The sequence below is a fragment of the Paractinoplanes deccanensis genome (assembly GCF_016862115.1).
In the GTDB taxonomy this organism is placed as follows: Bacteria; Actinomycetota; Actinomycetes; order Mycobacteriales; family Micromonosporaceae; genus Actinoplanes; species Actinoplanes deccanensis.
In genome coordinates this window covers 121,621-145,010 of sequence record NZ_BOMI01000082.1, presented here as the reverse complement: position 1 = coordinate 145,010, position 23,390 = coordinate 121,621, and the positions used below count along the sequence as shown (strand labels likewise).

Annotated in this window: 20 protein-coding genes; 13 read left to right on the top strand and 7 right to left on the bottom strand. The window is 72.9% G+C overall.

Annotated elements, in window-relative coordinates; all coding sequences use genetic code 11:
* Positions 1–560 precede the first annotated feature (560 nt).
* Positions 561–1,181 (bottom strand): carbonic anhydrase, encoded by a 621-nt coding sequence (locus tag Ade02nite_RS21665; protein ID WP_203766464.1) that lies wholly within the window; start codon positions 1,179–1,181, stop codon positions 561–563.
* Between the two features lie 215 nt (positions 1,182–1,396).
* Between Ade02nite_RS21665 and Ade02nite_RS21660 the strand changes: the two genes are divergently transcribed.
* Positions 1,397–2,347, top strand: a complete 951-nt coding sequence (locus Ade02nite_RS21660; RefSeq protein WP_203766462.1) for an alpha/beta fold hydrolase — start codon at positions 1,397–1,399, stop codon at positions 2,345–2,347.
* Positions 2,348–3,134: 787 nt separating this feature from the next.
* Complete coding sequence (locus tag Ade02nite_RS21655; RefSeq protein WP_203766460.1) at positions 3,135–5,264, top strand: HelD family protein; 2,130 nt, start codon at positions 3,135–3,137, stop codon at positions 5,262–5,264.
* Positions 5,265–5,269: 5 nt separating this feature from the next.
* Here the strand turns inward: Ade02nite_RS21655 and Ade02nite_RS21650 are convergent, their stop codons facing one another.
* Complete coding sequence (locus tag Ade02nite_RS21650) at positions 5,270–6,196, bottom strand: SMP-30/gluconolactonase/LRE family protein (protein ID WP_203766458.1); 927 nt, start codon at positions 6,194–6,196, stop codon at positions 5,270–5,272.
* Positions 6,197–6,384: 188 nt separating this feature from the next.
* On the opposite strand from Ade02nite_RS21650, the gene Ade02nite_RS21645 reads away from it, so the two are divergent.
* The 4 genes from Ade02nite_RS21645 (at position 6,385) to surE (ending at position 9,596) form a co-directional block, all read left to right on the top strand.
* A complete protein-coding gene (locus Ade02nite_RS21645; RefSeq protein ID WP_203766456.1) occupies positions 6,385–7,299 on the top strand; it encodes a cation diffusion facilitator family transporter in 915 nt (304 codons plus the stop codon).
* A 110-nt stretch (positions 7,300–7,409) separates the two neighbouring features.
* On the top strand, positions 7,410–7,742 hold the full coding sequence (locus tag Ade02nite_RS21640) for a hypothetical protein (RefSeq protein ID WP_239168945.1): 333 nt from the start codon (positions 7,410–7,412) through the stop codon (positions 7,740–7,742).
* A gap of 82 nt (positions 7,743–7,824) precedes the next feature.
* Positions 7,825–8,754 (top strand): 1-phosphofructokinase family hexose kinase, encoded by a 930-nt coding sequence (locus Ade02nite_RS21635; RefSeq protein WP_239168944.1) that lies wholly within the window; start codon positions 7,825–7,827, stop codon positions 8,752–8,754.
* Positions 8,754–9,596 (top strand): 5'/3'-nucleotidase SurE, encoded by an 843-nt coding sequence (surE, locus tag Ade02nite_RS21630; protein WP_203766454.1) that lies wholly within the window; start codon positions 8,754–8,756, stop codon positions 9,594–9,596. The genes Ade02nite_RS21635 and surE overlap by 1 nt, the downstream gene beginning before the upstream one ends.
* Before the next feature lie 18 nt (positions 9,597–9,614).
* Here the strand turns inward: surE and Ade02nite_RS21625 are convergent, their stop codons facing one another.
* Positions 9,615–9,974 carry an STAS domain-containing protein gene (locus Ade02nite_RS21625; protein ID WP_203766452.1) on the bottom strand — a complete coding sequence of 120 codons (360 nt, stop codon included), beginning with the start codon at positions 9,972–9,974 and terminating at the stop codon, positions 9,615–9,617.
* Positions 9,975–10,302: 328 nt separating this feature from the next.
* Between Ade02nite_RS21625 and Ade02nite_RS21620 the strand changes: the two genes are divergently transcribed.
* The 4 genes from Ade02nite_RS21620 (at position 10,303) to Ade02nite_RS21605 (ending at position 13,534) form a co-directional block, all read left to right on the top strand.
* Complete coding sequence (locus Ade02nite_RS21620; RefSeq protein ID WP_203766450.1) at positions 10,303–10,710, top strand: hypothetical protein; 408 nt, start codon at positions 10,303–10,305, stop codon at positions 10,708–10,710.
* A gap of 163 nt (positions 10,711–10,873) precedes the next feature.
* The gene (locus tag Ade02nite_RS21615) at positions 10,874–12,295 is read left to right on the top strand and encodes a serine/threonine-protein kinase (RefSeq protein WP_203766448.1); all 1,422 of its coding nucleotides are present in this window, start codon (positions 10,874–10,876) and stop codon (positions 12,293–12,295) included.
* A 36-nt stretch (positions 12,296–12,331) separates the two neighbouring features.
* Complete coding sequence (locus tag Ade02nite_RS21610; RefSeq protein WP_203766446.1) at positions 12,332–13,186, top strand: MerR family transcriptional regulator; 855 nt, start codon at positions 12,332–12,334, stop codon at positions 13,184–13,186.
* A 36-nt stretch (positions 13,187–13,222) separates the two neighbouring features.
* Positions 13,223–13,534: a hypothetical protein gene (locus Ade02nite_RS21605; protein ID WP_203766444.1), complete on the top strand. Its 312-nt coding sequence runs from the start codon at positions 13,223–13,225 to the stop codon at positions 13,532–13,534.
* Here the strand turns inward: Ade02nite_RS21605 and Ade02nite_RS21600 are convergent.
* Together Ade02nite_RS21600 and argS are read right to left on the bottom strand one after the other, a co-directional pair.
* Positions 13,531–15,306, bottom strand: a complete 1,776-nt coding sequence (locus Ade02nite_RS21600; protein WP_203766442.1) for a bifunctional metallophosphatase/5'-nucleotidase — start codon at positions 15,304–15,306, stop codon at positions 13,531–13,533. The genes Ade02nite_RS21605 and Ade02nite_RS21600 overlap by 4 nt on opposite strands.
* Before the next feature lie 77 nt (positions 15,307–15,383).
* On the bottom strand, positions 15,384–16,997 hold the full coding sequence (argS, locus tag Ade02nite_RS21595) for an arginine--tRNA ligase (protein ID WP_203766440.1): 1,614 nt from the start codon (positions 16,995–16,997) through the stop codon (positions 15,384–15,386).
* Positions 16,998–17,206: 209 nt separating this feature from the next.
* On the opposite strand from argS, the gene Ade02nite_RS21590 reads away from it, so the two are divergent.
* The 3 genes from Ade02nite_RS21590 (at position 17,207) to Ade02nite_RS21580 (ending at position 19,926) form a co-directional block, all read left to right on the top strand.
* A complete protein-coding gene (locus Ade02nite_RS21590) occupies positions 17,207–18,898 on the top strand; it encodes a dihydroxyacetone kinase family protein (protein WP_203766438.1) in 1,692 nt (563 codons plus the stop codon).
* Positions 18,895–19,329, top strand: a complete 435-nt coding sequence (locus Ade02nite_RS21585) for a protein-tyrosine phosphatase family protein (protein WP_239168943.1) — start codon at positions 18,895–18,897, stop codon at positions 19,327–19,329. The genes Ade02nite_RS21590 and Ade02nite_RS21585 overlap by 4 nt, the downstream gene beginning before the upstream one ends.
* Positions 19,330–19,425: 96 nt before the next feature.
* Positions 19,426–19,926 (top strand): SRPBCC family protein, encoded by a 501-nt coding sequence (locus Ade02nite_RS21580; protein WP_203766430.1) that lies wholly within the window; start codon positions 19,426–19,428, stop codon positions 19,924–19,926.
* Here the strand turns inward: Ade02nite_RS21580 and Ade02nite_RS21575 are convergent.
* Both Ade02nite_RS21575 and Ade02nite_RS21570 read right to left on the bottom strand, forming a co-directional pair.
* Complete coding sequence (locus Ade02nite_RS21575) at positions 19,923–20,732, bottom strand: class I SAM-dependent methyltransferase (RefSeq protein WP_203766428.1); 810 nt, start codon at positions 20,730–20,732, stop codon at positions 19,923–19,925. The two genes, Ade02nite_RS21580 and Ade02nite_RS21575, sit on opposite strands and share 4 nt — an antisense overlap.
* Positions 20,733–20,792: 60 nt before the next feature.
* On the bottom strand, positions 20,793–23,372 hold the full coding sequence (locus Ade02nite_RS21570; RefSeq protein ID WP_203766426.1) for an ATP-binding protein: 2,580 nt from the start codon (positions 23,370–23,372) through the stop codon (positions 20,793–20,795).
* Between the last annotated feature and the right edge of the window lie 18 nt (positions 23,373–23,390).

Below are 23,390 nucleotides of genomic sequence, written 5' to 3'. Positions count from 1 at the left end.
AAGCGGGTCAGGCAGGCCGGGCCGCGGAAGCCGGCCAGGGAGACCGGGGTAGCCAGGGTCGGGCAGATCCGGACCCGGCCAAATGCCTAAAACGCTAGGAACCCGCGCGAAAGCCGATACTCAGCCACGAAGAGCCGGACGCCGCCCGGAGTACCAGTGCCGCAGGAAGGCCGAGACCCCGGCCACGCGCAAGCCGAGACCGCGGCACAGGACGCCGCCCGGAGTACCAGTGCCGCAGGAAGGCCGAGACCCCGGCCACGCGCAAGCCGAGACCGCAGGACAGACCGCGGCTCGGGAAACCGGAAGACCGGCGACGGAGCCCGGCGATCGACAACGGATGGACCGCCCGCGAGCGACCCGTCTGCCAGCAAGGAAGCCAGTGCGCCGGCGAGGAAGCCGGGATCGCCGGCGAGAAAGCTGAGGTCGCCGGCGAGGAAGCCGAGGTCGCCGGCGAGGAAGCCGAGGTCGCCGGCGAGGAAGCCGAGGTCGCCGACGAGGAAGCCCGGGTCACCGGTGAGAAACGAGGCGGCGGCGAGGGGAAGGGCAGCAGCCGCCCCCACTCAGGGCAGGATCTCGACCGTGCCCGTGTCGAGGTCGTAGACGGCGCCCACCACGTCGACGCGCCCCGCGGTGATCGCGTCGGCCACCACGTCGATGGTCTGCATGCGGCGGACCGTGCGGCCCACGTGGGCGCGCATCGCCTTCTCGGGAGCGTCGGGGTCGTCGACGCCCACGGCACGTACCGCCGGGGTGATCTCGTCCACCAGGTAGCCGATGTCGCCGGCCGGGTGCTCGCCGGCGCGCAGCGCCTCGACGGTCGCGGCCACGGCGCCGCAGCGCTTGTGGCCCAGAACGACGACCAGCGGCACGCCCAGCGCCGACACCGCGAAGCCGACCGAGCCCAGCACGGCCCGGTCGACCACGTGGGCGCCGGAGCGGACCACGCAGATCGAGCCGAAGGTCTGGTCGAAGATCGCCTCGAGCGGAACCCGCGAGTCGATGCAGCCGATCACGACGGCGTGCGGCTGCTGCCCGCCGGACGCGGCGGCAGCGGCGGCCACGCGGTGACCGTGCTCGGGATGGCCGGAGACGAAGCGCTTGTTGCCGGCGAGCAGCTCGGCGAGGGCTTCGGCGGGCGTGGTGATCGGGGCGCTCGGGGCCGCTGACGGGTGCGTCGTCATACGACTGATTCTCTCGCTCGGAGCCGAAGTGAACAGCGAGTGCGAGGCAACTCACTTCATGCGGGCGAACGCGCAAGGGCCGAAAGTCCCGAGTACCCGCCATGAGGGCCGAGATCGGCGAACCGTCCGGAAGTGGCAATTCGGGCGATCACGAGTGATGATTATTACCCGTGGGTACTACGGGGCGGCACTAAAGATCCCCGGAGGTGCCCCAGATGGCCGAGCGATCCGAGCTCACCGTCGCCGACGGCGTGAAACTGCACGTCGAGACCCACGGCCCGGCGAACGCCCCGATCACCGTCGTGCTCGTGCACGGCTGGTGCCTCGACCGCCGCACCTGGCGCAAGCAGATCACCGCGCTGCGCCACCTGGGCGCCCGGCGTCCGCGAGTGATCGCCTACGACGCCCGCGGCCACGGCCGTTCCGGCCACACCCAGCTCGGTGCGGCGACCTTGAGCAGGCTCGGCGACGACCTTGCCGAGATCCTGCGGGTGTACGCCCCCAGCGGCCCCGTGGTGCTCGCCGGCCACTCCATGGGCGGCATGACGATCATGGAGTACGCCCACGCATACCCCGACGAGTTCGCCGACCGCGTCGCCGGCCTGCTGTTCGTCTCCACCACCGCCGAGGGCCACACCCACACCCGGTACGGCCTGCCACCCCGCCTGGCCATGCTGATGCGCGCCGGCGAGACCCTGGGCGCCGGCGTCCTGGCCCGCTCCGGCCCGTGGGCGCCGCACCGGATGTTCCTGCCGGCCCTGCGCCCCGCCGTACGCTGGCTCCTCTTCGGCGAGGACCTCGACGACGACGCCCTCCAGGTCACGATGCGCTGCGTGGGCCGCACGTCGCTCCGCTCCATCGGCGGCTTCCGCACCTCCATCGGCGCCCAGCAGCGCCTGGACACCCTGACCACCCTGGGCGACGTGCCCGCCGCGGTCCTGGTGGGCGAGCGCGACCGCCTCACCCCACCCGCCTGCGCCGAGTCGATCGCCAACGCCCTCCCCGGCGCTGCCCTCACCGTCCTCCCCCGCGCCGGCCACATGCTCACCCTGGAACGCCCCGACGACGTCTCCGAGGCCCTCACCGCCATCGTCCGCAGGGCTTCCCGCGCCCGCGCCCCGAAGCGCACCCGCAGCGCAAGCCCCCAGTACGACCAGGCCGCCTGACCGACACCTCAGCCGGCACCTGCAGCCGGGCACGCAGCAGCCAAGCCCGGGCCCGCCCACCATCCCAGCAAACAGACAAATCGCCTGCGAGCAGCGGAGCCCCGCTCACACCGCCACCCAGCCGGACCCTCCGCACTCGCCACCCTCCCGCGCGGGCTCCACCTTCACGACGCCACGTCCTCCACGCGGCGCCAAGCCGCCTACGAGTGCCAGGCCCGGCCAAGAGCGAATGCCAGGCCCGGCCAAGAGAGGGTCACCCAGCGCAAGAAGGCGAGCCCGGCCAAGAGAGCATCACTCAGCGCAAGAAGGGCGAACCCCGCCAAGAGAGCATCACCCAGTGCAAGAAGGGCGAACCCGGCCAAGAAAGCGTCACCCAACACAAGAAGGCGAGGCCCGACCAAGAAAGCGTCACCCAACACAAGAAGGCGAGGCCCGACCAAGAGAGCATCACCTAACACAAGAAGGCGAGGCCCGGCCAAGAAAGCGTCACCCAGCAAAGGAAGGCGAGCCCGGCCAAGGGGACCCGCACCCAGCGAGGTCCCGATCGAGGGGGCGCGGCCAGCGGCAGGAGGCCCAGCCCGCCGAGGGAGACAAGGCCCGCCAAGGGAGACGGCCGGCGAAGCGACCCGGCACTAAAAGGCGAAACAACGGGAAACCAGGGCGGAAGCGACTCGCCCAGGGCCGGAGCAGACGCCAGTGGCCTCGGGGGAGTAAGTTCGATTGCCCCCTCAACCGCGAGCGCGCTGCCGAGCGCGCCCCGGGGGCGCGGATAGGGAGACCCACGGAGTTGAGCGACGCCACCGTCCTGCAACAGGAGATCGCGGTCGAGCAGGAGCACGTGGACCGGGTCTACTCCCGGCTCGCCGAGCTGCGCCGGGATGCCTCGCGCGCCGAGAAGGAGGGCTATCAGCTCGCCGGCGTGGGCAACTTCGGCGCCCTCGTCGAGCGTGACGCGATGGTCTTCCACGCGGCCCGGCGGCGGCACGCGCTCGACACCGAGTACGAGGGGCTTGTCTTCGGGCGGCTCGACCTCAAGACCGGGGCCACCCACTACGTGGGGCGCATGGGCATCCGGGACGACAGCTCGCAGCCCCTGGTCGTCGACTGGCGTGCGCCCGCCGCCGCCGCTTTCTACCGGGCCACCGCCGCCGAGCCGCTCGGGGTGGTGCGGCGGCGGATGATCCAGTCGACCGGCGAGCGGGTCACCGGCATCGAGGACGACCTGCTCGACCCGGACGCGGCGCCCGCCGACATGCGGATCGTCGGGGACGGTGCCCTGCTCGCCAGCCTGTCCAAGGCCACCGGGCGCGGCATGCGTGACATCGTCGCCACGATCCAGCGGGAGCAGGACGAGGCGATCCGCTCCCCCGCCTCCGGCGTGACGATCGTGACGGGCGGCCCGGGCACCGGCAAGACCGCCGTCGCCCTGCACCGTGCCGCCTATCTGCTCTACTCCGACCGCAACCGGTTCGCCGGCGGCGGCATCCTCGTCGTCGGCCCGTCCGGTGTCTTCGTCGAGTACATCGCCACCGTGCTGCCCTCGCTCGGCGAGGACACCGCCACGCTGCGGTCGCTCGGGTCGCTGGTGCCGGGCTACGACGCGACGCGGGTCGACCCGAGCGACGTCGCCGCGATCAAGGGCTCGTTGCGGATGCGCCGGGTGCTCGAGCGCGCCTCGCACGACGCCGTGCCGGACGGGCCGACCGAGTTGCGGCTGCTCTACCGGGGCACGCTGCTGCGGCTCGAACGGGCCGAGCTCGACAGGATCCGGCGCTCGGCGCTTCCGCGGGGCGCGCGGCGCAACGAGGTCCGCGGCGTGGGCTTCGACCGGCTCTTCGACGCGCTGTGGGCGCAGGCCCGCCAGCTCAAGGTCACCGGCCTGCCGGAGAAGCGCGACTTCGAGGCCGAGCTCGCCGACCGGCCCGATTTCCGGGACTTCCTCAAGGCGTGGTGGCCGCGCTTCACCCCGCTGCGGGTGCTGCGCTGGCTGGCTGTCCCGGCGCGGCTGAAGGCGTACGCCAACGGTGTGCTCTCCCGCGAGGAGATCGCCCGCCTCCAGGGGTCGTTCGACGCGCTCGCCGAGCACGGGCCGACGATCGCCGACGTCGCGCTGCTCGACGAGCTCGACGACATCATGGGCCGGCCCCGGCAGGCGGCCAGGAAGACCAAGAACCCGTTCCACGTGCGGGACGGGATCCAGGAGGTCAGCACGTACGCGGACCGCCAGGCCGCCCAGCGCGCGCAGCAGGTGCAGCGCGACGAGGACTATCGCGAGTACGCGCACGTCGTGGTCGACGAGTCGCAGGACGTCTCGCCGATGCAGTGGCGCATGATCGGCCGCCGCGGGTCGTACGCGTCGTGGACGATCGTCGGCGACCCGGCGCAGACCGCGTGGGCCGGTGACCCCGCCGAGCTAGACCGGGCCCGCGACCGCGCGCTCGGCTCCCGCAAGCGCAACAGCTACGCGCTGACCACCAACTACCGCAACTCGTCGGAGATCTTCGCGGTGGCCGCCGAGGTCATCCGCGCCATCATGCCGGACCTGCCGCTGCCGAGGGCGGTGCGCAGCACCGGCGTGGACCCGGTCGACCTGGTCGCCGGCGCCGCGGCGCTGCCGGACCTCGTGCGCGAGGTCACCGAGAAGCAGTTGGCGGATGTCGACGGGACGATCGGCGTGATCACGCCGGTGCCGCGCCGCGACGAGATGGCCGGCTGGCTCACCGGCCTGCCGGAACGGATCCAGGTGGTCACGGCGCTGGAGGCCAAGGGCATGGAGTACGACGCGGTGGTGCTCGTCGAGCCGTCGTCCCTCACCGGGGACGCGGCCGGCATCCGCACGCTCTACGTCGCCCTGTCCCGGGCCACCCAGCGCCTGACCACGATCGGCACGGTCGCCGACTGGCTGCCCAGGGGCTGAGCTCCCTAGGGGATGGGCACCGCGACGGCGTTGTAGGGCGTCGTCGGCGTCGGCGGCGTGGTGAACCGCGCGTTGGGCAGGTAGAACCGCTTGCCGTACTCGGCGATGGTGGTCGGCACGTCGAAGTTGGGGTTGCCGGTCCGCGAGATCACCGTGCCGGCGGTGCCGGACCGGTTCAGCTCGATCTTCGTGATCACGTTGAGCCGGTTCTGCACCACGTAGAGCGTGCGGCCGCGCAGCCAGAGGCCGTCGCCGTTGACCAGGCTGGTGTCCGTGCCGGTCAGCTTGACCTCGGTGGCCTTGCCGTCGTAGGTGACCCGGAACAGCTTGCCGGCGTTGCCCTGCACCACGAGCAGCGCCTTGCCGTCCGGCGACGGCGCGATGCCGTTCGCGTTGTTGCCGGTCTGGTAGACGATGTCGCCGGTCAGCGGGATCGCGACCGCCGCGGACGGCAGCTTGCCGTGCCGGCCGAGCGGCAGCTTGAACAGCACCGGGTTGGTGGAGTCGGTGTACCAGGCGGCGCCGCCGGTCAGGGTGACGTCGTTGATGAAGGACGGCACGGTCTGCAGCGTGTACGACTTCAGCACCGCGCCGCTGCGGGTGTCGATCACGCGGGCGTTGCCGCCGCTGCCACCGGCCACGAAGAGCCGGCCGCGGTCATCGATCTTGAGGCCCAGTGAAGGGGTGCCGGGACCTTCGCTGAACACCGAGCCGCGGCCGGTGCGGAGGCTGACCCGGTAGATGTCGCCGTCGACGCGGGAGCCGAAGTAGGCGTAGGGCTTGTCCCCGATGGCGATGCCCTCGGGCTGGAACCCGTCGGGCAGGGCGAGCACGGAAGGCCCCCGGACGGGGGAATGCGCGGCCGCCGGCGCCGCGCCGCCGACCACAGCCAGGGCTGTGGCGATGACAATCGCGAGGGTACGTCTGGACACGGAGATGAGTTCCTTTCCAGGCGGTGCTTTTGACTTGTCCAGAACTTCATACCCCACGGGTCCGACAGAAGTTCACGTTGCCCCGTCCGACCACCCCACCCCCGCCCTTGACCAGACTGAAGACTTGTTCATATGGCAATGTCCGCATACATTGGCGACGGCGAAGCGCGCCGACGGAAGGTTGATGCATGGGAGCCGGGCACGACCACGGAGGTCAGGCAATGCGGGCGGGAGCGAAGCACCGCTCACGCCTGTGGTGGGCCGCCGGCCTGCTCGCGGGATTCATGGTCGTCGAGGCCCTGGCCGCGTGGGCGACCGGCTCGCTCGCGCTGCTCTCGGACGCCGGGCACATGTTCACCGACGTGCTCGGCATCGCCATGGCGCTCGCCGCGATCACCGCGGCCGGCCGCGCCGCCACCGACTCGCAGCGCACGTTCGGCCTCTACCGGCTCGAGGTGCTCGCCGCGCTGGCCAACGCCGTGCTGCTCACCGCCGTCGCCGGCTTCGTCGTGGTGCAGGCCGTGCGCCGCTTCACCGACCCGCCCGACGTGCCGGCCGGCGCGATGCTGCTGGTCGCGGCCGGCGGCCTGATCGTCAACGTGATCGCCTTCTGGCTGCTGCGCGAGGGCGCCCAGGAGAGCATCAACGTCCGCGGGGCCTACCTCGAGGTGCTGGGCGACCTGCTCGGCTCGGTCGGCGTCATCCTGGCCGCCGTGATCATCGGGCTGACCGGCTGGTCGTACGCGGACCCGATCGTCGCCGTGATCGTCGCGCTGCTGATCCTGCCGCGCACCTTCGCGCTCGGCCGCTCCGCGGTGCGCATCCTCGTGCAGGCCGCACCGCAACACCTCGACATCACCCGCGTCCGGGCCCGCCTGGCCGCCGTCCCCGGCGTCTGCGACGTCCACGATCTGCACGTCTGGACCCTCACCTCGGGCATGGACGTGGCCTCGGCCCACCTGAGCCTCCAGGCCGACGCCGAGCTGGGCACCGTGCTCTCCACGGCCCGCGACGCCCTGCACGACGACTTCCACATCGAGCACGCCACCCTCCAGGTGGAGCCGGTCGGCGCCGACGGGCGCTGCTCCCCCGCCGGTTGGTGATCGCAAAGGTATGGCGATCATCACATCCCAGGGTGCACCCTGATCACATCGGTCACCAGGTCGCGCCGACCCTCCGCCCGGAATCGGCCCCCTCACTACGCTAGGTGACCATGCGAACACGGGAGGACATCAGCATGCTCACGGTCATCCACCAGCCGAGGGTCGCGTGGGACGGCGCACGGGCCTTCGTGCGCGCCGCCGGCAGCCCGCACTCCGAGGCGTTCGCCGCCCGGGTGCTCCGCCGTCTCGGCAGCGAGACGTACGGGCACTTCGCCGACACGCGGCAGCGCCTGCTGACCGCGCTGGTCGAGACGGGCGGCGACCGGTACGCGGCCGACGTCGAGGCGGGCAAGTGGCGGGTGCGCCTGGAGGACCTGCTCCGCAACCGGCCGGACCTGACGGACGAGATCATCGGCCTGACGAACGAGGCTCTGGAGATCTGATCTGATCTCACCGCGATGGGTGTCGCCGCTACTTTTGCGGGAATCGGCACCCATCGCGCGGCTTGCGGCTTAAATGTCGTTTATGGGCGACGCTCGGGTCATGGTCTTCGCGCCGGCACCACAACTGACGGTGACGATCGAACAGCAGCACGACATCCCGGAACTGCATGTCCACCCGGGCGGCCAGGGCATCTGGCAGACGCGGATGATCACCTCGCTCGGCGCCGAGGTGACGCTCTGCGCGGCCGTGGGCGGCGAGGTGGGCCGGGTGCTCAAGCCCCTGCTCGACTTCAAGGGTGTTCTGCTGCGCACCGTCGCGCGCGAGAGCGGCAGCGGCTGGTACGTGCACGACCGCCGCGACGGCAAGCGCAAGGAGATCGCCGAGCAGCCCGGCGCCCCGTTCACCCGGCACGAGCTGGACGAGCTCTACAACCTCGCGCTCGCCGAGGGCCTGCGCGCCGGCAACGCGATCCTCAGCGGCCCCGCGCACCCGTCGGTGATCCGGGCCGACGTCTACGGCCGGCTCGCCAAGGACCTGCGGGCCAACGGCTGCCGGGTGATCGCCGACCTCTGCGGCAACCATCTGAAGGCCGTCCTCAAGGCGGGCCTCAACGTCGTCAAGATCAGCCACGAGGAGCTGATCAAGGACGGGCTGGCCAAGGACAACTCCGAGAAGCAACTCACCGAGGCGCTGCTCAAGCTGCACGACGAGGGCGCCGAGTCGGTGCTGGTGTCGCGGGCCGACGCGGGCGCGCTCGCGATGTTCAACGAAGAGATCTACCGGGTCGGCATCCCGAAGCTGTCGATCGCCGACCACCGCGGCGCGGGCGACTCGATGACCGCCGGCGTCGCCGCGGTGCTGGCGAAGGGCGGCACCATGCAGGACGCGGTCCGCACGGGCGCGGCCGCCGGAGCGCTCAACGTCACCCGGCACGGGCTCGGCACCGGGCATCTGGACGCGGTCCAGGTGCTCACCGAGCGGGTCAAGCTCACCCCGATCAAGAAGGCGTGATGACGAGAATCCTGGTCACCAACGACGACGGCATCGATTCGCCCGGCCTGCGCCATCTCGCGCGGGCGGCGGCGCGGGAGGGCCACGACGTCGTGGTCGCCGCGCCGGTCACCGAGGCGAGCGGGAGCAGCGCCGCGATGACCGCTGTCGAGGAGCACGGCAAGATCATCCTGCACAAGCGGGAGCTGCCGCACGCCAAGCACATCCCGGCGTACGCGGTGGCGGCCTCCCCCGCGTACATCGTGCTGCTCGCCCTGCGGGAGGCGTTCGGCGAGCCGCCGGAGATGATCTTCTCGGGCATCAACCGGGGCGCCAACGCGGGCTCGGCCGTGGTGCACTCCGGCACCGTGGGTGCCACGCTGACCGGCTCCTACGCCGGGCTGCACGGCATGGCTGTCTCGCTGGACGTGCTCTCGCCGCGGGCCTCCTCGGCGCGTAGCGGGGGCGCCGCGCTCGCCGCCATCGACCATGAGGAGGACGAGAAGCGCCACTGGGAGAGCGCGGCCGAGCTGGCCGTGCGGCTGGTGCCGACGCTGCTGCACACCCCGGTGGGCACCGTCTTCAACCTCAACGTGCCCGATCTGCACCTGGACGGCATCCGCGGCCTGCGCCGCACGTCGCTGGCCTCCTTCGGCCAGGTGCAGGTGAGCATCGCCGAGGCCGGCGAGGGCTTCGTCCGTACGGCCGTGCAGGCCGCCGACGAGCTGCTGGAGCCGGACACCGACCTCGCCGCGCTGGCCGACCACTTCGCCGTGGTCACGCCCATCCGGCCGCCCGTGGAGGCGGTGGATGTGCGGATCAACCTGGAGACGATCCAGGTGCACGCGCCGGCCCTGGCCTAGCCGGCCGGCGCGGGGCGATCAGCTCTGGGCCGCCGCGGGCTGGGCCGTGCCGTCGGCGAACGGCTCTGGGTTGCCGAACAGGCCCAGCAGGCCGGTGACCCAGAGCTGGCGGTGCGCGAAGCGGCTGGGCCGGGTGACGATCAGCTTGACGTCGCTCACGGCGGCGAGCTGGAAGGCGGCCACGAGGGCGCTGATGCCCACGGAGTCGATGAAGGTCACGTTCTCGAGGTTGAGCTCGATACGGCTGGGGTGCCCGGCGGCGAGCTGGGCGGCTACGGCCTCGCGGATCTCGTACGCGTTCTCGACGTCGATCTCGCCGCTGGGCGAGACCTCCACCACGTCGCCGGCAAGCGTCGACGTCATTATCGACAGCGTCACGCCAATTCCCTCCACCCGCCCGGAACCTCCGAGCGTCGTTCCTCCAGTGCACGGGCCACCGCACGGCGTGTCGACGCCGTCGTCGCCCGTGCCCGAGGGTTGTCCCAGCTCCTTGAGAGCGGGGCCGTCCCCCATAGGGTTCGGTGAGACTGACCAAAAGGTTAGGCACCAAACCTGTCAGACACCTGAGTGCCTCGTGTGAACCGCGTCAAGACTACCGGGGCCGGGCAAGTCGTTTCCGAAACGTGATGGCGTCCACACGCGACACGTTTCGCCCAGGACGCACATGGGCAGGGTAAACAGCGGAAGGCCAACGCAGGAGGGACACATGTTCACCAGCAAGAGCAAGGCGGAACGCACGGCCGGCCAGGCCTGGGACTACCTGTCGTCCGCCATGGCGGCGGCCGGTGACAGCGCCAAGGAGACCGCCGACCTGGCCGGCAAGGCAGGTCGCAAGGCCCGCAAGGCGAGCAAGCAGAGCTACAAGCTCGCCGGCAAGGCCAGCGACAAGGCCGATGTGGCATGGACCAGGGCAAACGCCGCCTATGCCGCGCTCGCGGGCCGTCGCCCGCCGCGGCCGTGGGGCCTGATCGCCGGCGTGGGCCTGCTGGGCATCGCGGTCGGCTGGGCGGTGGCGAGCTCCGCGCGGGCCGCGCTCGAGCGCCAGGCCGAGAACGAGGAGCTCGAGCTCGCCGAGACCGCGGTCGTCGTCACCCCCACGTACGACACGAAGTAACGCCCCCGCGACACCCCGGCCGCCGGACGGAGCCCTTTGCCGCCCGGCGGCCGGCGGCTGTCCACCCCTGCGGTGATCCACGAGGCTCGCTAGAGTCGAGCCTCGCTCGGCTTCACGTTTCTCACCGCTGTGGCTCCGCCACCTGATCAGATAAGGTCCCTTGGTGCTCACTGCGGGACATCTCCTGGGCAACCGTTACCGGTTGGACGAGCGCATCGCCACGGGCGGCATGGGTGACGTCTGGCGCGGCACCGACGTCGTGCTGGGCCGCACCATCGCTGTCAAGGTGCTGCGCTCCGCCATGCTCTCCGATCCTGAGTTCGCCGCACGTTTCTACGGCGAGGCCAGGATGATGGCGGCGTTCCGTCACCCGGGCGTGGTCGAGGTCTACGACTACGCGGGCGCCGACGAGACCGGCGGTGAGGACCAGGTCGCCTACCTGGTCATGGCGTACGTGGAGGGCGAGCCGCTCTCCACCCGGGTCAAGCAGGGCCCGATGCCGGTCGCCGAGACCATGTCGATCGTGGCGCAGGCCGCCGAGGCGCTGCACGCCGCCCACGAGAACGGCACGATCCACCGCGACGTCAAGCCCGGAAACCTGATCGTCAAGCCCAACGGCGCCGTCGTGCTGGTCGACTTCGGCGTGGCCCGCTCCAACGCGGTGACGAGCGTCACGGCGGTGAACGCGATCGTCGGCACGGCCCTCTACATGGCGCCCGAGCAGGTCGCCAAGGGCAACGTCTCGCCCGCCACCGACATCTACGCGCTCGGCGCGGTCGCCTACCACTGCATCTCGGGTCACCCCCCGTTCGACGGGGACAACGCCCTCCAGGTGGCGCTGCGCCACCTGGAGGACGAGCCGGAGCCGCTGCCCGCCCACGTGCCCGACGACGTCGTCGCGCTGATCTCCAGGGCGATGGCCAAGCAGCCGGCCGACCGGTTCGCCACCGCTGCCGAGTTCGCCGAGGCGGCGTTCGCGGCGGCCGGCCCGCTCGACTGGAAGCGGCTGACCGGCACGATGAAGGTGGCCCCGCTGAGCCCGGCGGCGCCCACCCGGGCCGTCCCGCTCCCCCGCGACCTGCCGCTCGGCCCCACGCCCGCGCCGGCCGCCGCCCGGCGCCCGCCGCGCAGCCAGACCGCGCTGCTGATCGCCGTGGTGACGCTGCTCGTGCTGGCCGGCGGCCTCGCCGCCGCGATCGCGCTGACCGGCGACGGCAACGACGACGCGAAGAACGGCACCCCCAACGACCCCGTCCCGTCGCTCACCACCGAGGCCACCACGGACGCGCCGACGGCCGAGCCCAGCCTGGAGGAGACGGCTCCGCAGAGCACGCGCGGCGGCAGCGAGCAGTCCAGCACGCCGAGCGCCACCCCGTCGCGCACGGCCACCTCCCGGCCGACCACCGCGCCCACGACCGCGCCCACCACCACCCCGGCGACGACCCAGCCGACGACCACGCCGCCCACCACCCCGCCGACGACGACGCCCACCACCCCGCCGACGACGACGCCCACCACTCCACCGACCACGGCGCCCACCCCGGAGCAGACCGGTGGCGGCGGGGCCGGAGTCACCAACCCTTGACCCTCACACGGTGTCAGGGCCCAGGCTGAGCGGACCATGTTTTCCATCGGGGAGTTCGCCGGCCTGGGCCGGGTGTCCGTGCGCATGCTGCGCCACTACGACGCCATCGGCCTGATTCGTCCCGCCCACGTCGACCCGCACAGCGGCTACCGCTTCTACACCGCCGAGCAGCTGCGCCTGCTCAACCGGGTGACCGCCCTCAAGGACCTCGGCTTCAGCCTCCAGCAGGTGCAGACGCTGATCGACGAAAAGGTCGGCACGGCCGAGCTGCGGGGCATGCTGCGCCTGCGGCGGGCCGAGCTGGCCACGCGGATGCGGCAGGACACCGCACGCCTGGCCCTGGTCGACGCGCGCCTCCGCATGATCGAGAGCGAGGGGCACATGGACACGGGAGACGTCGTCCTCAAGAACATCCCGGCGCTGCGGGTGGCGCAGCTGTCCGGCACGGCCGCCGGGTACGACCACCCGACGTCGATCACCGAGAACCTCACCCCGCTCTATCCGCGCCTGATGGAGCTGATGGAGCAGCACGGGGTGGCGATGACCGGCTCGCCGATCGCCTGGTACGAGCCGGCGCCGGCCGGGCCGGGCGACGAGACGATCCGGGTGCACGCGGCCTTCCCGATCGGCGGCGCCGAAGTGGGCCCGGAGGCCGGCTTCGAGGTGGCGGTGCTGCCGCCGATCGAGCAGGCGGCCACCGCGCTGCACCACGGCCCGATGTCGGAGGCCTTCCGCACCGGGCAGAAGATCGCCAACTGGATCGACGACAACGGGCACCGCACGATCGATCCCGGCTTCGCCCGCGAGATCTACCTCGACTGCCCGCCGGGCGACTTCGACAAGTGGGTCACCGAGATGCAGGTGCCGGTGAGAACTGCACCCGAAAACTAACCTCAAGTTCCTCAAGCCGCTGCCGATGGGCGGCTCATGACCTATCCGACAGCACCGCCCTGGGCCGTCCCGCCGGCGACACCGGCGCCGGAGGAACCGCAACCGTGGACGCCGCCGGGGCGGCTGCTCGTCGCGTACCCCGAGGAGATGGACCCGACCTCCCGCCCGGAGGCGCCCTCCTGGCTGCCGGTGGTCTTCTGGACGCTGGCCGGCGCGCTGCCCGGCGTGATCTCGGCGGCGCGCCGGTCCCGGGAGGCCCGGCGCGGCCGCCACGCGGCACATCCCTACTGGATCGCGTGGAGCGCGACCCTCCTCACGATGGCCGCGCTCGCGCTCGCGTTGATCTAGAAGACCGGCACGCCCTCGCGGACGAGCTGCCAGTTCTTGACGAAGAAGTCGGCCGGGTTGATCGAGCCCTTGGCCTGCGCCCAGTCGATCAGGAGCTGGCGGATCTCCTGCTGCGCGTTGTAGACCTGCGTCTTGACGATGCCGGGGAAGTTGCCGCCGCCGGAGCGCCGGTAGTTGTTCACCGCCACCACGAACCGCGCGGCCGGGTCGACGTCGGCGCCGGCGATCTGGAGGCGGGTGATGCGCGAGCCCACCGGCTTGCTGATGTCGATGTCGTAGTCGACGCCGGAGAACACGTCGTAGTTGTAGTCCGGCACCGACGAGTCGCTGATCGTGGCCGGGTCGGCCGAAGCTCCCGGCGCCAGCGTGACGAAGTACTTCGCCGAGTACTCCAGGTACGCCTTCACCTCGGCGCCGGTCAGCACGACCGCCTCGAGCGTGTTGTCGTAGATGTAGAGCCCGGCGACGTCCTTGATCTTGACTTCGCCCTTCGGGAACACCGCGGTGCGGCTGAACGGCGCGGCGATCGACAGCACCGGCAGGCTCGCGTACTCGGTGCCCGCGAGCGCGGCGGTCACGGTGTCGGTCTGCACCTTGTTGATGTAGTCCAGGATCGGGGTGTCCTGGTACCGCGACGTGGCGGCCGAGAGCTCCTCGGTCGAGGTGGCCACGACCTGGTTGACGTACGCGACGGTCTTGGCGTGCTGCGCCTTGACCGCGGCCAGCACCTTGGGGTCGGCGTCGACCGTGTTGGTGTTCAGCGTGGTCGCCGCCTTGGCCGTGATCCGCCAGCGGCCCTTCTCCCGTACGAGATCGAAGTCCATCTTGGTGAGGCGCTGGCCCCACTTGGACGGCTCGGACATGAGCACCTGCTGCCCGGTCTTCGTGTTGGTCACGAAGCGCTGCGGGATCTCCAGGTGGGCGTGGCCGAAGAGGATCGCGTCGATGCCCGGCACGTTCTGGGCGATCAGCGCGGCCGGGTTCTCGTTCGGCAGCTCGGGGCCGTAGCTGGAGGTGCCGCTGTCGCCGCCGTGCGCCGAGACCAGCACGATGTCGGCGCCGTGTGCCCGCATGACCGGCACCCACTTCGCCGCGGTCGTCACCATGTCGAGGAACTCGAGCTTGCCCTCGACGTTGCCCTTGTCCCAGATCGCCACGCCCGGGTTGGTGAGGCCGAGGATGCCCACCCGCAGGGTCGGCGCGTGCTTGCCCAGGGAGACCTTCTTGATCACGTACGGGGTGAAGGCCGGCCGGCCCGTCGTGGCGCTCACGGCGTTCGCGGCGAGGGCCGGGAACCCGAGCTGCCGGATCCACAGGTTCAGCAGCGGCAGACCGTAATTGAACTCGTGGTTGCCCAGCGTGATGGCGTCGTAGTGGAGCACGTTCATGGCGCGGGCCATCGGGTGCTTCTCACCGGTCGTGGTGATCGGCTCCTGCTTGGCGTAGTACGTGGCCAGCGGCGTGCCCTGGATGGTGTCGCCCGCGTCGAGCACCAGCGTGGCGCCCGTCGCCTCCCGGCGCAGCTTGTTCACCAGGGCGGCGAGCTTGGCGACGCCGACGTCGTTGTGCGCACTGTCGTCGTACTCGGCGTCCTTGTAGTAGTCCCAGTTGTAGACGTTGCCGTGAGTGTCCGATGTGCCCAGCACCGTGAGGTGGTAGGTCTCCGGGGCGTGTCCGCCCTTGGGGTGCGCCTGCGCCGCCTCGGAGAGGACGAGCGGTGCCGCCGCCGTCGCGGCCGAGGCGGCCAGCACGGTACGCCGCGAGATGGTCATGTCGGGCCTTTCGAGTTTCGGACCTCTTCCGGTGGCACCCTAGTCTTCGACATAACCCCAGGTCGATGCCCACATGATCACATCACGGCCGGTAGCGGGATGCCCAGCAGACCGAGACCGAGGGTCAGCGTCTCGCCGGTCCGCGCGGTCAGCGTGAGCCGGCTCGCCCGGGTCGCGCCGCCGGACTTCAGGATGGGGCACTTCTCGTAGAAGGTCGTGAAGGCCACCGCGAGGTCGTGCAGGTAGCCCGCCAGCCGGTGCGGCTCCCGCGCCTCGGTGGCGGCGGCGATCGCCGGTTCGAGGCCGGCCAGCGCCAGCGCGAGCCGCCGCTCCGCCGGGTCGCCGAGCACCACGGCGCCGGGAGCGTCCGCCGCCTTGGCCAGGATCGACCGGATCCGGGTGACCGCGTATTGCAGGTACGGGCCGGTGTTGCCGCTGGCGGCGAGCATCCGGTCCCAGTCGAAGACGTAGTCGGAGCGCCGGTCGCTCGCCAGGTCGGCGTACTTGATCGCGCCGATGCCGATGGCCGGGTCGGTGGCCCGCGCCACCGCCTCGTCCAGCAGGCCGGCCAGTTTGATCGTGTCGCCGGACCGGGTCTTGAACATCTTGCCGTCGGCGCCGAGGATCGAGCCGAAGCCGATGTGCTCCGCGGTGGCGCCGCCGAGCCAGCCGGCCTGCCGGGCGACCGCGAAGACCATCTGGAAGTGGGTTCGCTGCGGGGCGCCGACGACGTAGAGCAGCCGGGTGGCGTGCAGCTCCCGCGTCCGGTGCCGCACCGCGGCGAGATCCGTGGCGGCGTAGCCGAAACCGCCGTCGCTCTTGCGCACGATCAGCGGGAGCGGCTCGCCGTCCCGCCCGGCGAACCCCTCGGGAAAGGCGCAGAGGGCGCCCTCGCTCTCGACGAGCAGGCCCTTGGCGGTCAGCTCCGCCACCACGTCGGCGAGCATCGGCTGGTAGAAGCTCTCCCCGACGAAGTCGCCCGGCGCCAGCCCGATGCCCAACCGGTGGTAGATGTCCAGGAAGGACGCCTCGGACTGCGCGACCAGCCGCCGCCACAGCGACCGGGACGCCGGGTCGCCGCCCTGCAGCGCCACCACCCGCAGCCGCGCCCGGGTCCGGAAGTCGTCGTCGCCGTCGAACCTGGCCCGCGCCAGCCGGTAGAGCTCGGTGAGGTCGCCCAGGCTCGCGCCCTCGTGGTCGTCGTCGGCCAGCTGCTCGATCAGCATGCCGAACTGGGTGCCCCAGTCACCCAGGTGGTTGACCCGCACCACGTCGTGCCCGGCGCTCTCCAGCAGCCGCGCCAGCGCGTCCCCGATGATCGTCGACCGCAGGTGGCCGACGTGCATCTCCTTGGCCACGTTCGGGCTCGAATAGTCGACGACGACTCTCTGTCCCTCGGCCGCCCGCGGCGCCGCGGGCGGCGTGCGCAGCGCGCCCACCAGCACCTCGTTGTCGACGGTCAGGTTGAGGAATCCCGGCCCCGACAGCGTCACGCCGGACAGGCCCGACTTCCCGGCCACCTCGGCGGCGATCTCCCGCGGCGGCCGGCCGAGCTCCTTGGCCAGCGCCAGCGCCGCCCCCGACTGGAAATCGGCGTGCTGCGACGGCCGCACCGCCGGATCGACCGGCCGCCCGGCGACCGCCTCGAACGCCGGCGCCAGCCGCCCGGCGAGAAATGCTTCCACATCCATGATCAACCCCATCGGCGTGCGCGGATGACGGGTCGACCGGTGCCGTGCCGGCGGGTGCGACCCGCCGGCGGAATGCAGAGATCAGCGGCGGTCGTGAGAACGCCGGCGTCGCTCGCTGAAGGTCTGCATGGCCGACACTGTAGCCGAGATCGCGCCCGGCCCCGAGCGAGAAACTGCGCGCGGGCGGCGGGGGTAGCAAGATGTGAGGCGTGAAGAAGCTCATCAACGACCCCGCGGACGTGGTCGCCGAAGCCCTCGACGGACTCACCCGCACGGCGGCGCCGGTGGCGCGGCTCGACGGGTCGGTGACCGCCATCCGCGCCGACGTGGGCGAGCTGCGCGCCGCGGGGCGGGTGGCGCTGGTCTCCGGTGGCGGGGCGGGGCACGAGCCCGCGCACGCCGGATATGTCGGCGCGGGGATGCTGACCGCGGCGGTCTCGGGTGAGGTCTTCACGTCGCCGTCGGTCGACGCGGTGCTGGACGCGATCCGGGCGGCCGCGACGCCGGGCGGGGTGCTGCTGATCGTCAAGAACTACACCGGTGACCGGCTCAACTTCGGGCTCGCCGCCGAGCTGGCCCGCGCCGAGGGCATCGAGACGGCGACCGTGGTGGTCGGCGACGACGTGGCGGTGGCGGCGTCGAACGGCGCGGGCCGCCGGGGGCTCGCCGGCACGGTGCTCGTGCACAAGGCGGCGGGCGCGGCGGCCGCGGCGGGCCGGCCGCTCGCCGACGTGGCGGCCGTGGCGCAGCGGGTGGCGGACGCGGTGGGCACCATGGGGGTGGCGTTGAGCGCCTGCACGGTCCCGGCCGCCGGTCAGCCGGGCTTCCTGCTCGACGGCGACGAGGTCGAGTGGGGCCTCGGCATCCACGGCGAGCCGGGGATCGAGCGAGGAGCCATCCTCCCGGTACGGGAGACCGTGGCGCGACTGGCGCAGGCGATCCTCACCGATCGCGGGGCCGGTGCGGGCGCGCGCGTGGTCGCGATGGTCAACGGCCTGGGCGCGACGCCGCCGATGGAGCTGTCCATCATGGCCGGTGCGGTCGCCCGTGACCTGGCCGAGCGCGGCATCACGGTGGAGCGCCTCTGGGCGGGCAACTTCCTGACCGCGCTCGACATGGCCGGCGCCTCGCTGACCCTCCTGCCGGTCGACGACGAGCTTCTCGCCCTGCTGGACGCGCCGGCCGCCGCTCCCGCGTGGCCCGCCGTGGCGTCCCGTCCGGGCCCGGTGACCATTCCCGCCCCGGACGCCGAGCGGGCCCCGACCGGCGAGCTCGCCGTCACCGATCCGCTGCGCCGGGCGCTGGAGGCGGTCGCCGAGACGCTGATCTCGGCCCGGGACGAGCTGACCGAGCTCGACCGCGAGGTGGGCGACGGCGACCTCGGCATCAGCCTGGCCCGCGGCGCCGCGGCGATCCTGGCCGAGGGCCCCGCCTACCCGGGCGCCGACGGCCCGGGCGCCGTGCTGCGCGCCGCGTCGGCCACCGTCCGGCGCTCGGTCGGCGGCACGTCCGGCCCGCTCTACGCGGTCCTGCTGCTCCGCGCGGCCGCCTGCCTGCCCGGTCCCACCGGTGCGCCCGCCGACTGGGCCGCGGCGTTCCGCGCCGGCGTCGCCGGGGTGCGCGAGATCGGCGACGCGGCCGTGGGCGACCGCACGATGGTCGACGCCCTTCAGCCCGCCGCCGACGCCTTCGCCGGCAGCCTCGCCGCCGGCCACGACTGGCGGTTCGCGCTCGACGCCGCGGTGGAGGCCGCCAGGGTGGGCGCCGACGCCACGGCCCAGGTCCGCGCCCGGCTGGGCCGCTCCAGCTACCTGGGCGATCGGGTGCTCGGCCGCCCCGACCCGGGCGCGGTGGCGGTCGCCCGCTGGCTCGGCGCGGTGGCCTCTACGCTGCGCTCGTGACTGCGCAACTCTGGCAACCCGGCGAGGCGGGCGTGCTGCGGCTCCCGTCGGGCCGGCTGCTGCGCGGCCGGGGGCTGCGCGAGCCCATGCCGTCCGGTCATCCGCCCACGTTCGGCGTCTACCTGCTGGGCACCGCCCCGCCCGAGTTCGGGTGGGAGAGCCGGTGGATCCGGTGGCCCGACTTCCGGCTGCCGGCCGACCCCTCGTACGGCAGGAAGGTCTTGATCGAAGCCTGGGAACGCAGCGAGAGCGACCGGGTCGAGATCGCCTGCGGGGGTGGGCGCGGGCGGACCGGGACCGCGCTGGCCTGCGTCGCCGTGCTCGACGGGGTGCCGGCGGCCGAGGCGGTCGCGTTCGTGCGCGAGCACTACCATCCGCGCGCGGTGGAGACGCCGTGGCAGAAGAGGTTCGTGCGCGCCTTCCGGCCGTGACGCACAGCCGAGGCACGGAGCAAACCCAGGGCGATGATCAGAAGCGGCCATTACGCTGGAGCAGCACGCCGAGGCCCTGGGGGTTTGATGATCGTCGTGGAGCGCACTCTCGCCGTGACCGCTGCGTCGGGTCCGGTGCTCGGATACCTCACCGATTTCGGCAACACCGCTGCGTGGGACCCGGCCGTGCAGCGGTCCACCCGCCAGGACAGCGGGCCGATCCGGCCGGGCGCCAGCTGGCTGCAGGTCTGCAAGATCCTCGGGATCACCACCGAAATGGTCTACACGCTGGTCTCGGCCGAGGCCGGACGCCTGCTCTTCCACGGCCGCAACGAGGGCGCCACCTGCACCGACTCGGTCGCCGTGCGCCCGCTGGCGGCCGGCGCCGAGGTGACCTACCGGGTGGAGCTCGAGATGCACGGCCTGGCCAAGCTGGCCACGCCGCTCATGCGGGTCGAGTTCGAGAAGTTCGGCACGGCCAGCGCGGTGGCCCTGACCAGCGCCCTCAACGGGCTGGCCGCGATGCGGACGACGGAGGTGCAGTTCCCGCCGCCCGCCACGCTTCCCTCCACTGTGCTGGGTGAGCTGCCCGGTTAGGCCCGGGTCGCGACGATCCGCAGGTAGGTCGACGGGACCTTGCACGTGCCGTCGGTGGCCGTGTTGAAGCGGGCGATCAGCGCCACCAGGTCGTCGTAGAGCGGCTTGCCGCCGTCCGGGCCGAGCGCCTCGAACGCCTTCAGTGTGGGCCCGTAGTGCTGCCGGAAGTAGTCGGCGAACGCCTCCGGCGACGCGAAGCGGAAGACGAACGCCCGCTCGGCGACGTCCAGCGCGGCGACCCGGTCGCCGAAGAGCTCGCGCACCCGCGGCTCGCTGCCCCACTCCACCGGCCCGCGAATGCCGGGCGGCGGCGGAACCCGCCGGCCCACGGTCCGGAACATCTCGCCGATGAAGCCCTCCGGCGTCCAGTTCGCCATCGCGACGGTGCCGCCGGGCCGGCACACCCGGGTGATCTCCGCCGCGGTCCGCTCCTGGTCGGGCGCGAACATGGCGCCGACCACGGAGATCACCGCGTCGAAGCTCCCGTCCGCGCACGGCAGGCTCTCCGCGTCGGCCACCTCGGTGGTGATCGGCAGGTGCTCGGCCGCGGCCCGCTCCCGCGCCCGGTCGAGCAGCGCCGCCACGTAGTCGGTCGCCACCACGTCCGCGCCGCACCGTGCCGCCGCGATCGACGCGTTGCCCGTTCCGGCCGCCACGTCGAGCACCCGCGCGCCCGCCGACAGGTCGGCGGCCTGCACCGTCTCCTCCGCCATCGGATGGATCAACGCGGCCACCGCGCCGTAGTCGCCGCTGGCCCACGTCTTCTGCTGCTTCGCCTTCACGCCTTCGAGTACGAGTTCAGTCATGCCTTCGACGCTAGGAATCGCCGCGGCTCCCCACATGGGGAAGGCTCCCTATCTTGCCGGTCAGAGGAGGCCGCGTTCCCGGGCCGCGGCGGCCGCCCTGCCCCGGGAGCTCACCCCGAGCTTGCCGAGCACCGCGGAGACGTGGTGATCGACGGTCTTGGCCGAGACGGTCAGCCGGGCGGCGATGTCGGCGTTGCTCAGGCCCTCGGCGAGCAGGGCCAGCACCTCGCGCTGCCGGGCGGTCAGGCCGGCCTCACCCGGCCGGCCGGGCGAGCCGCCGGCGGGGCGGCGCGGGCCGCGCGGCACCGGAAGGCCGCGCTCGCGCAGGCCGGCGCGGAGCAGCCGGGCGCGGGCGGTGGCGCCCAGGCGGTCGAAGACGCGCAGGGCCTCGGCGACCGCGGGGCCGTCACCGTGTGCGAGGGCCTCGGCCCGGGCGTACGGGCAGTCGCGCTCCTGCCAGAACGCGGCAGCGCCGCGCCAGTCGCCCGCGATGAGCAGGCGGAACGGGGTGGCCGCGCCCGGCGGGGCGGCGGACAGGCCGCCGCAGCGCCACAGCCAGAAAGCCAGCTCGCCGGTGAACCACGCGTGGCCGAAGCGCTCGGCGACGGCGAGGCCCCTCTTCGCCTCGATCGCCGCCCGCTCGGGGTCGCCGGCCAGCCAATACGCCTCGGCGAGGGCGACCGCGGCGGGACACACGAACTGGGCCTCGCCGGTCGGGTAGCCGTGCTCGGCGGCGACGAGCGCGTCCTCCAGCCCGCCGGGCACGTCGCACCGGGCCTCGAGCACGGCCTTGACCGCCATCGCCGACACCCGGGCGCCGCCGGAGTGCGGCGGCGCGGTCAGGGCCTCGGCCGCGTCGTCGCGGGCCGCCTGCCAGTCGCCGCGCGCGAGGTGCAGGCGCGCGCGGTGGCCGAGCAGGTGGCGCACGTACCCGTCGAGGTCCCGAGCGACGAGGAACGGGATGATGCGGTCGAACGTCTCCTCGGCGATCGTCATCTCGTAGGCGTCGACGGCGAAGCTCGCCAGGTTGACCAGCGCCCGGCCCGCGTGATCGTCGAAGCCGGCCGCGGCCGCCATCTCGTGGGCGCGGCGCAGCTCGCCGATGCCCTCGGTCTCGCCGGCCAGCGTCCGCGCCGAGCCGATGTTGACCAGCGCGTGCAGCTCGGTGTCCAGGTCGCCGAGGCGCCGGGCCAGCTCGGTGGCGCGCACACCCCAGCCGATGGCCCGCTCCCCCTCGTGGCCGAGCATGAAAAGCTGCGAGAGATTGCTGTACGCCGCCGCGAGCGCCGGACCGGGCGGCAGCCCCTCGAGGACCTCGACCGCCCGGAAGCCGGCGTCGCGCGCCTCGGCGGGCCGGCCGAGCCACCAGCTCAACCGCGAGATCCAGCGCAGGTTCTCGCCGATGCGCAGCTCGTCGCCGAGCGCGGTGCGCAGGGCCAGCGCCTGCCGCCGGGCGTCGATCGCCTCGGGGGCGAGCCCGCCGTGGTAGGCGGCCAGCGCGTACTCCTCCAGCAGCGCCGCACGCTCACCGGCCGGATGATCGGCGAGCAGCGGCAGCGCCCGCTGATAGTGGGCCGCCGCCTGCCGGTACGCACCCAGCGAGGCGGCCCGGCGGGCGGCGATCGGCGCCCATCGCAGCACCGCGGCCGTGTCCCCGGCGTGGTGGGCGTGGTGGACCATCCAGGCCGGCTCGACGCCGGCCCGCCCGGCGTGGCCGGCCAGGATCTCGGCGTGCAGCGCGGCCCGGCGCGCCGGGGAGAGCGACTCCTCGACGGCCCGCCGCAGCAGCTCGTGGCGGAAGGCGACGCCGGGGCCGCGGGCGGTGAGAACGCCGCGGTCGAGGCACTCCTCCACGGCGTCGAGCCGGTCCACGGCGAAGCCGTTCTGGGTGGGCACGACCGACACCAGGTGGGCGACCTCGCGCGCCTGCGGGGAGAGCTCGGCGATGCGCGAGAGGACCAGGTCCCGCACGGTCGGCGGCACGCCCTCGGCGGGCGCGGCCAGCACCTCGGCCACGAGCAGCGGGTTGCCGCCCGTCACCTCGTACACCTCGGAGGCCGGACGCCCCGCACGCCGCGCGAGCTCGCCCACCGCCGCCGGCGTCAGCGGCGGCAGGCTCACCCGCCGGACCAGGCCCCGCGGCAAACCGGCCAGGACAGTGCGCAGGCGGTGATCGGGGCCGACCTCCTCCTCGCGGTACGTGATCAGCAGCAGCGCGCGGCAGAGCGCGAGCCGGCGGCCCAGGAACGCGACCATGTCGAGGGTCGCCTCGTCGGCCCAGTGCAGATCCTCCAGGACGACGACCGGCCGGGCGGCCTGCGGCGGGCGGTCGAGCGCCTCCAGCAGCAGGTCGAAGACCTCGGCACGGGCGCCGTGGCCGATCCGCTCGCGCAGCGGCCCGCCGAGGCGGCGGGCGATGTCGTGCAGCGGGCCGAGCGCCCGCGGGGTGAGCAGCGGATCGCAGGCGCCCCACAGGGTCTGCGCGCGTGGGCCGGCGGCCTCGGTGAACGCGGTCGCCAGGGTGGACTTGCCGGCCCCGGCCTCGCCGCTGACCACGGCGACGCGCCCGCCGGCGGCGGAGTCCGCGAGCAGGCGGTCCAGCGCGGCGAGCTCGCCCGCGCGCTCGAGCAGGTCCGTCACGGCCTCAGGCTAGGCGCG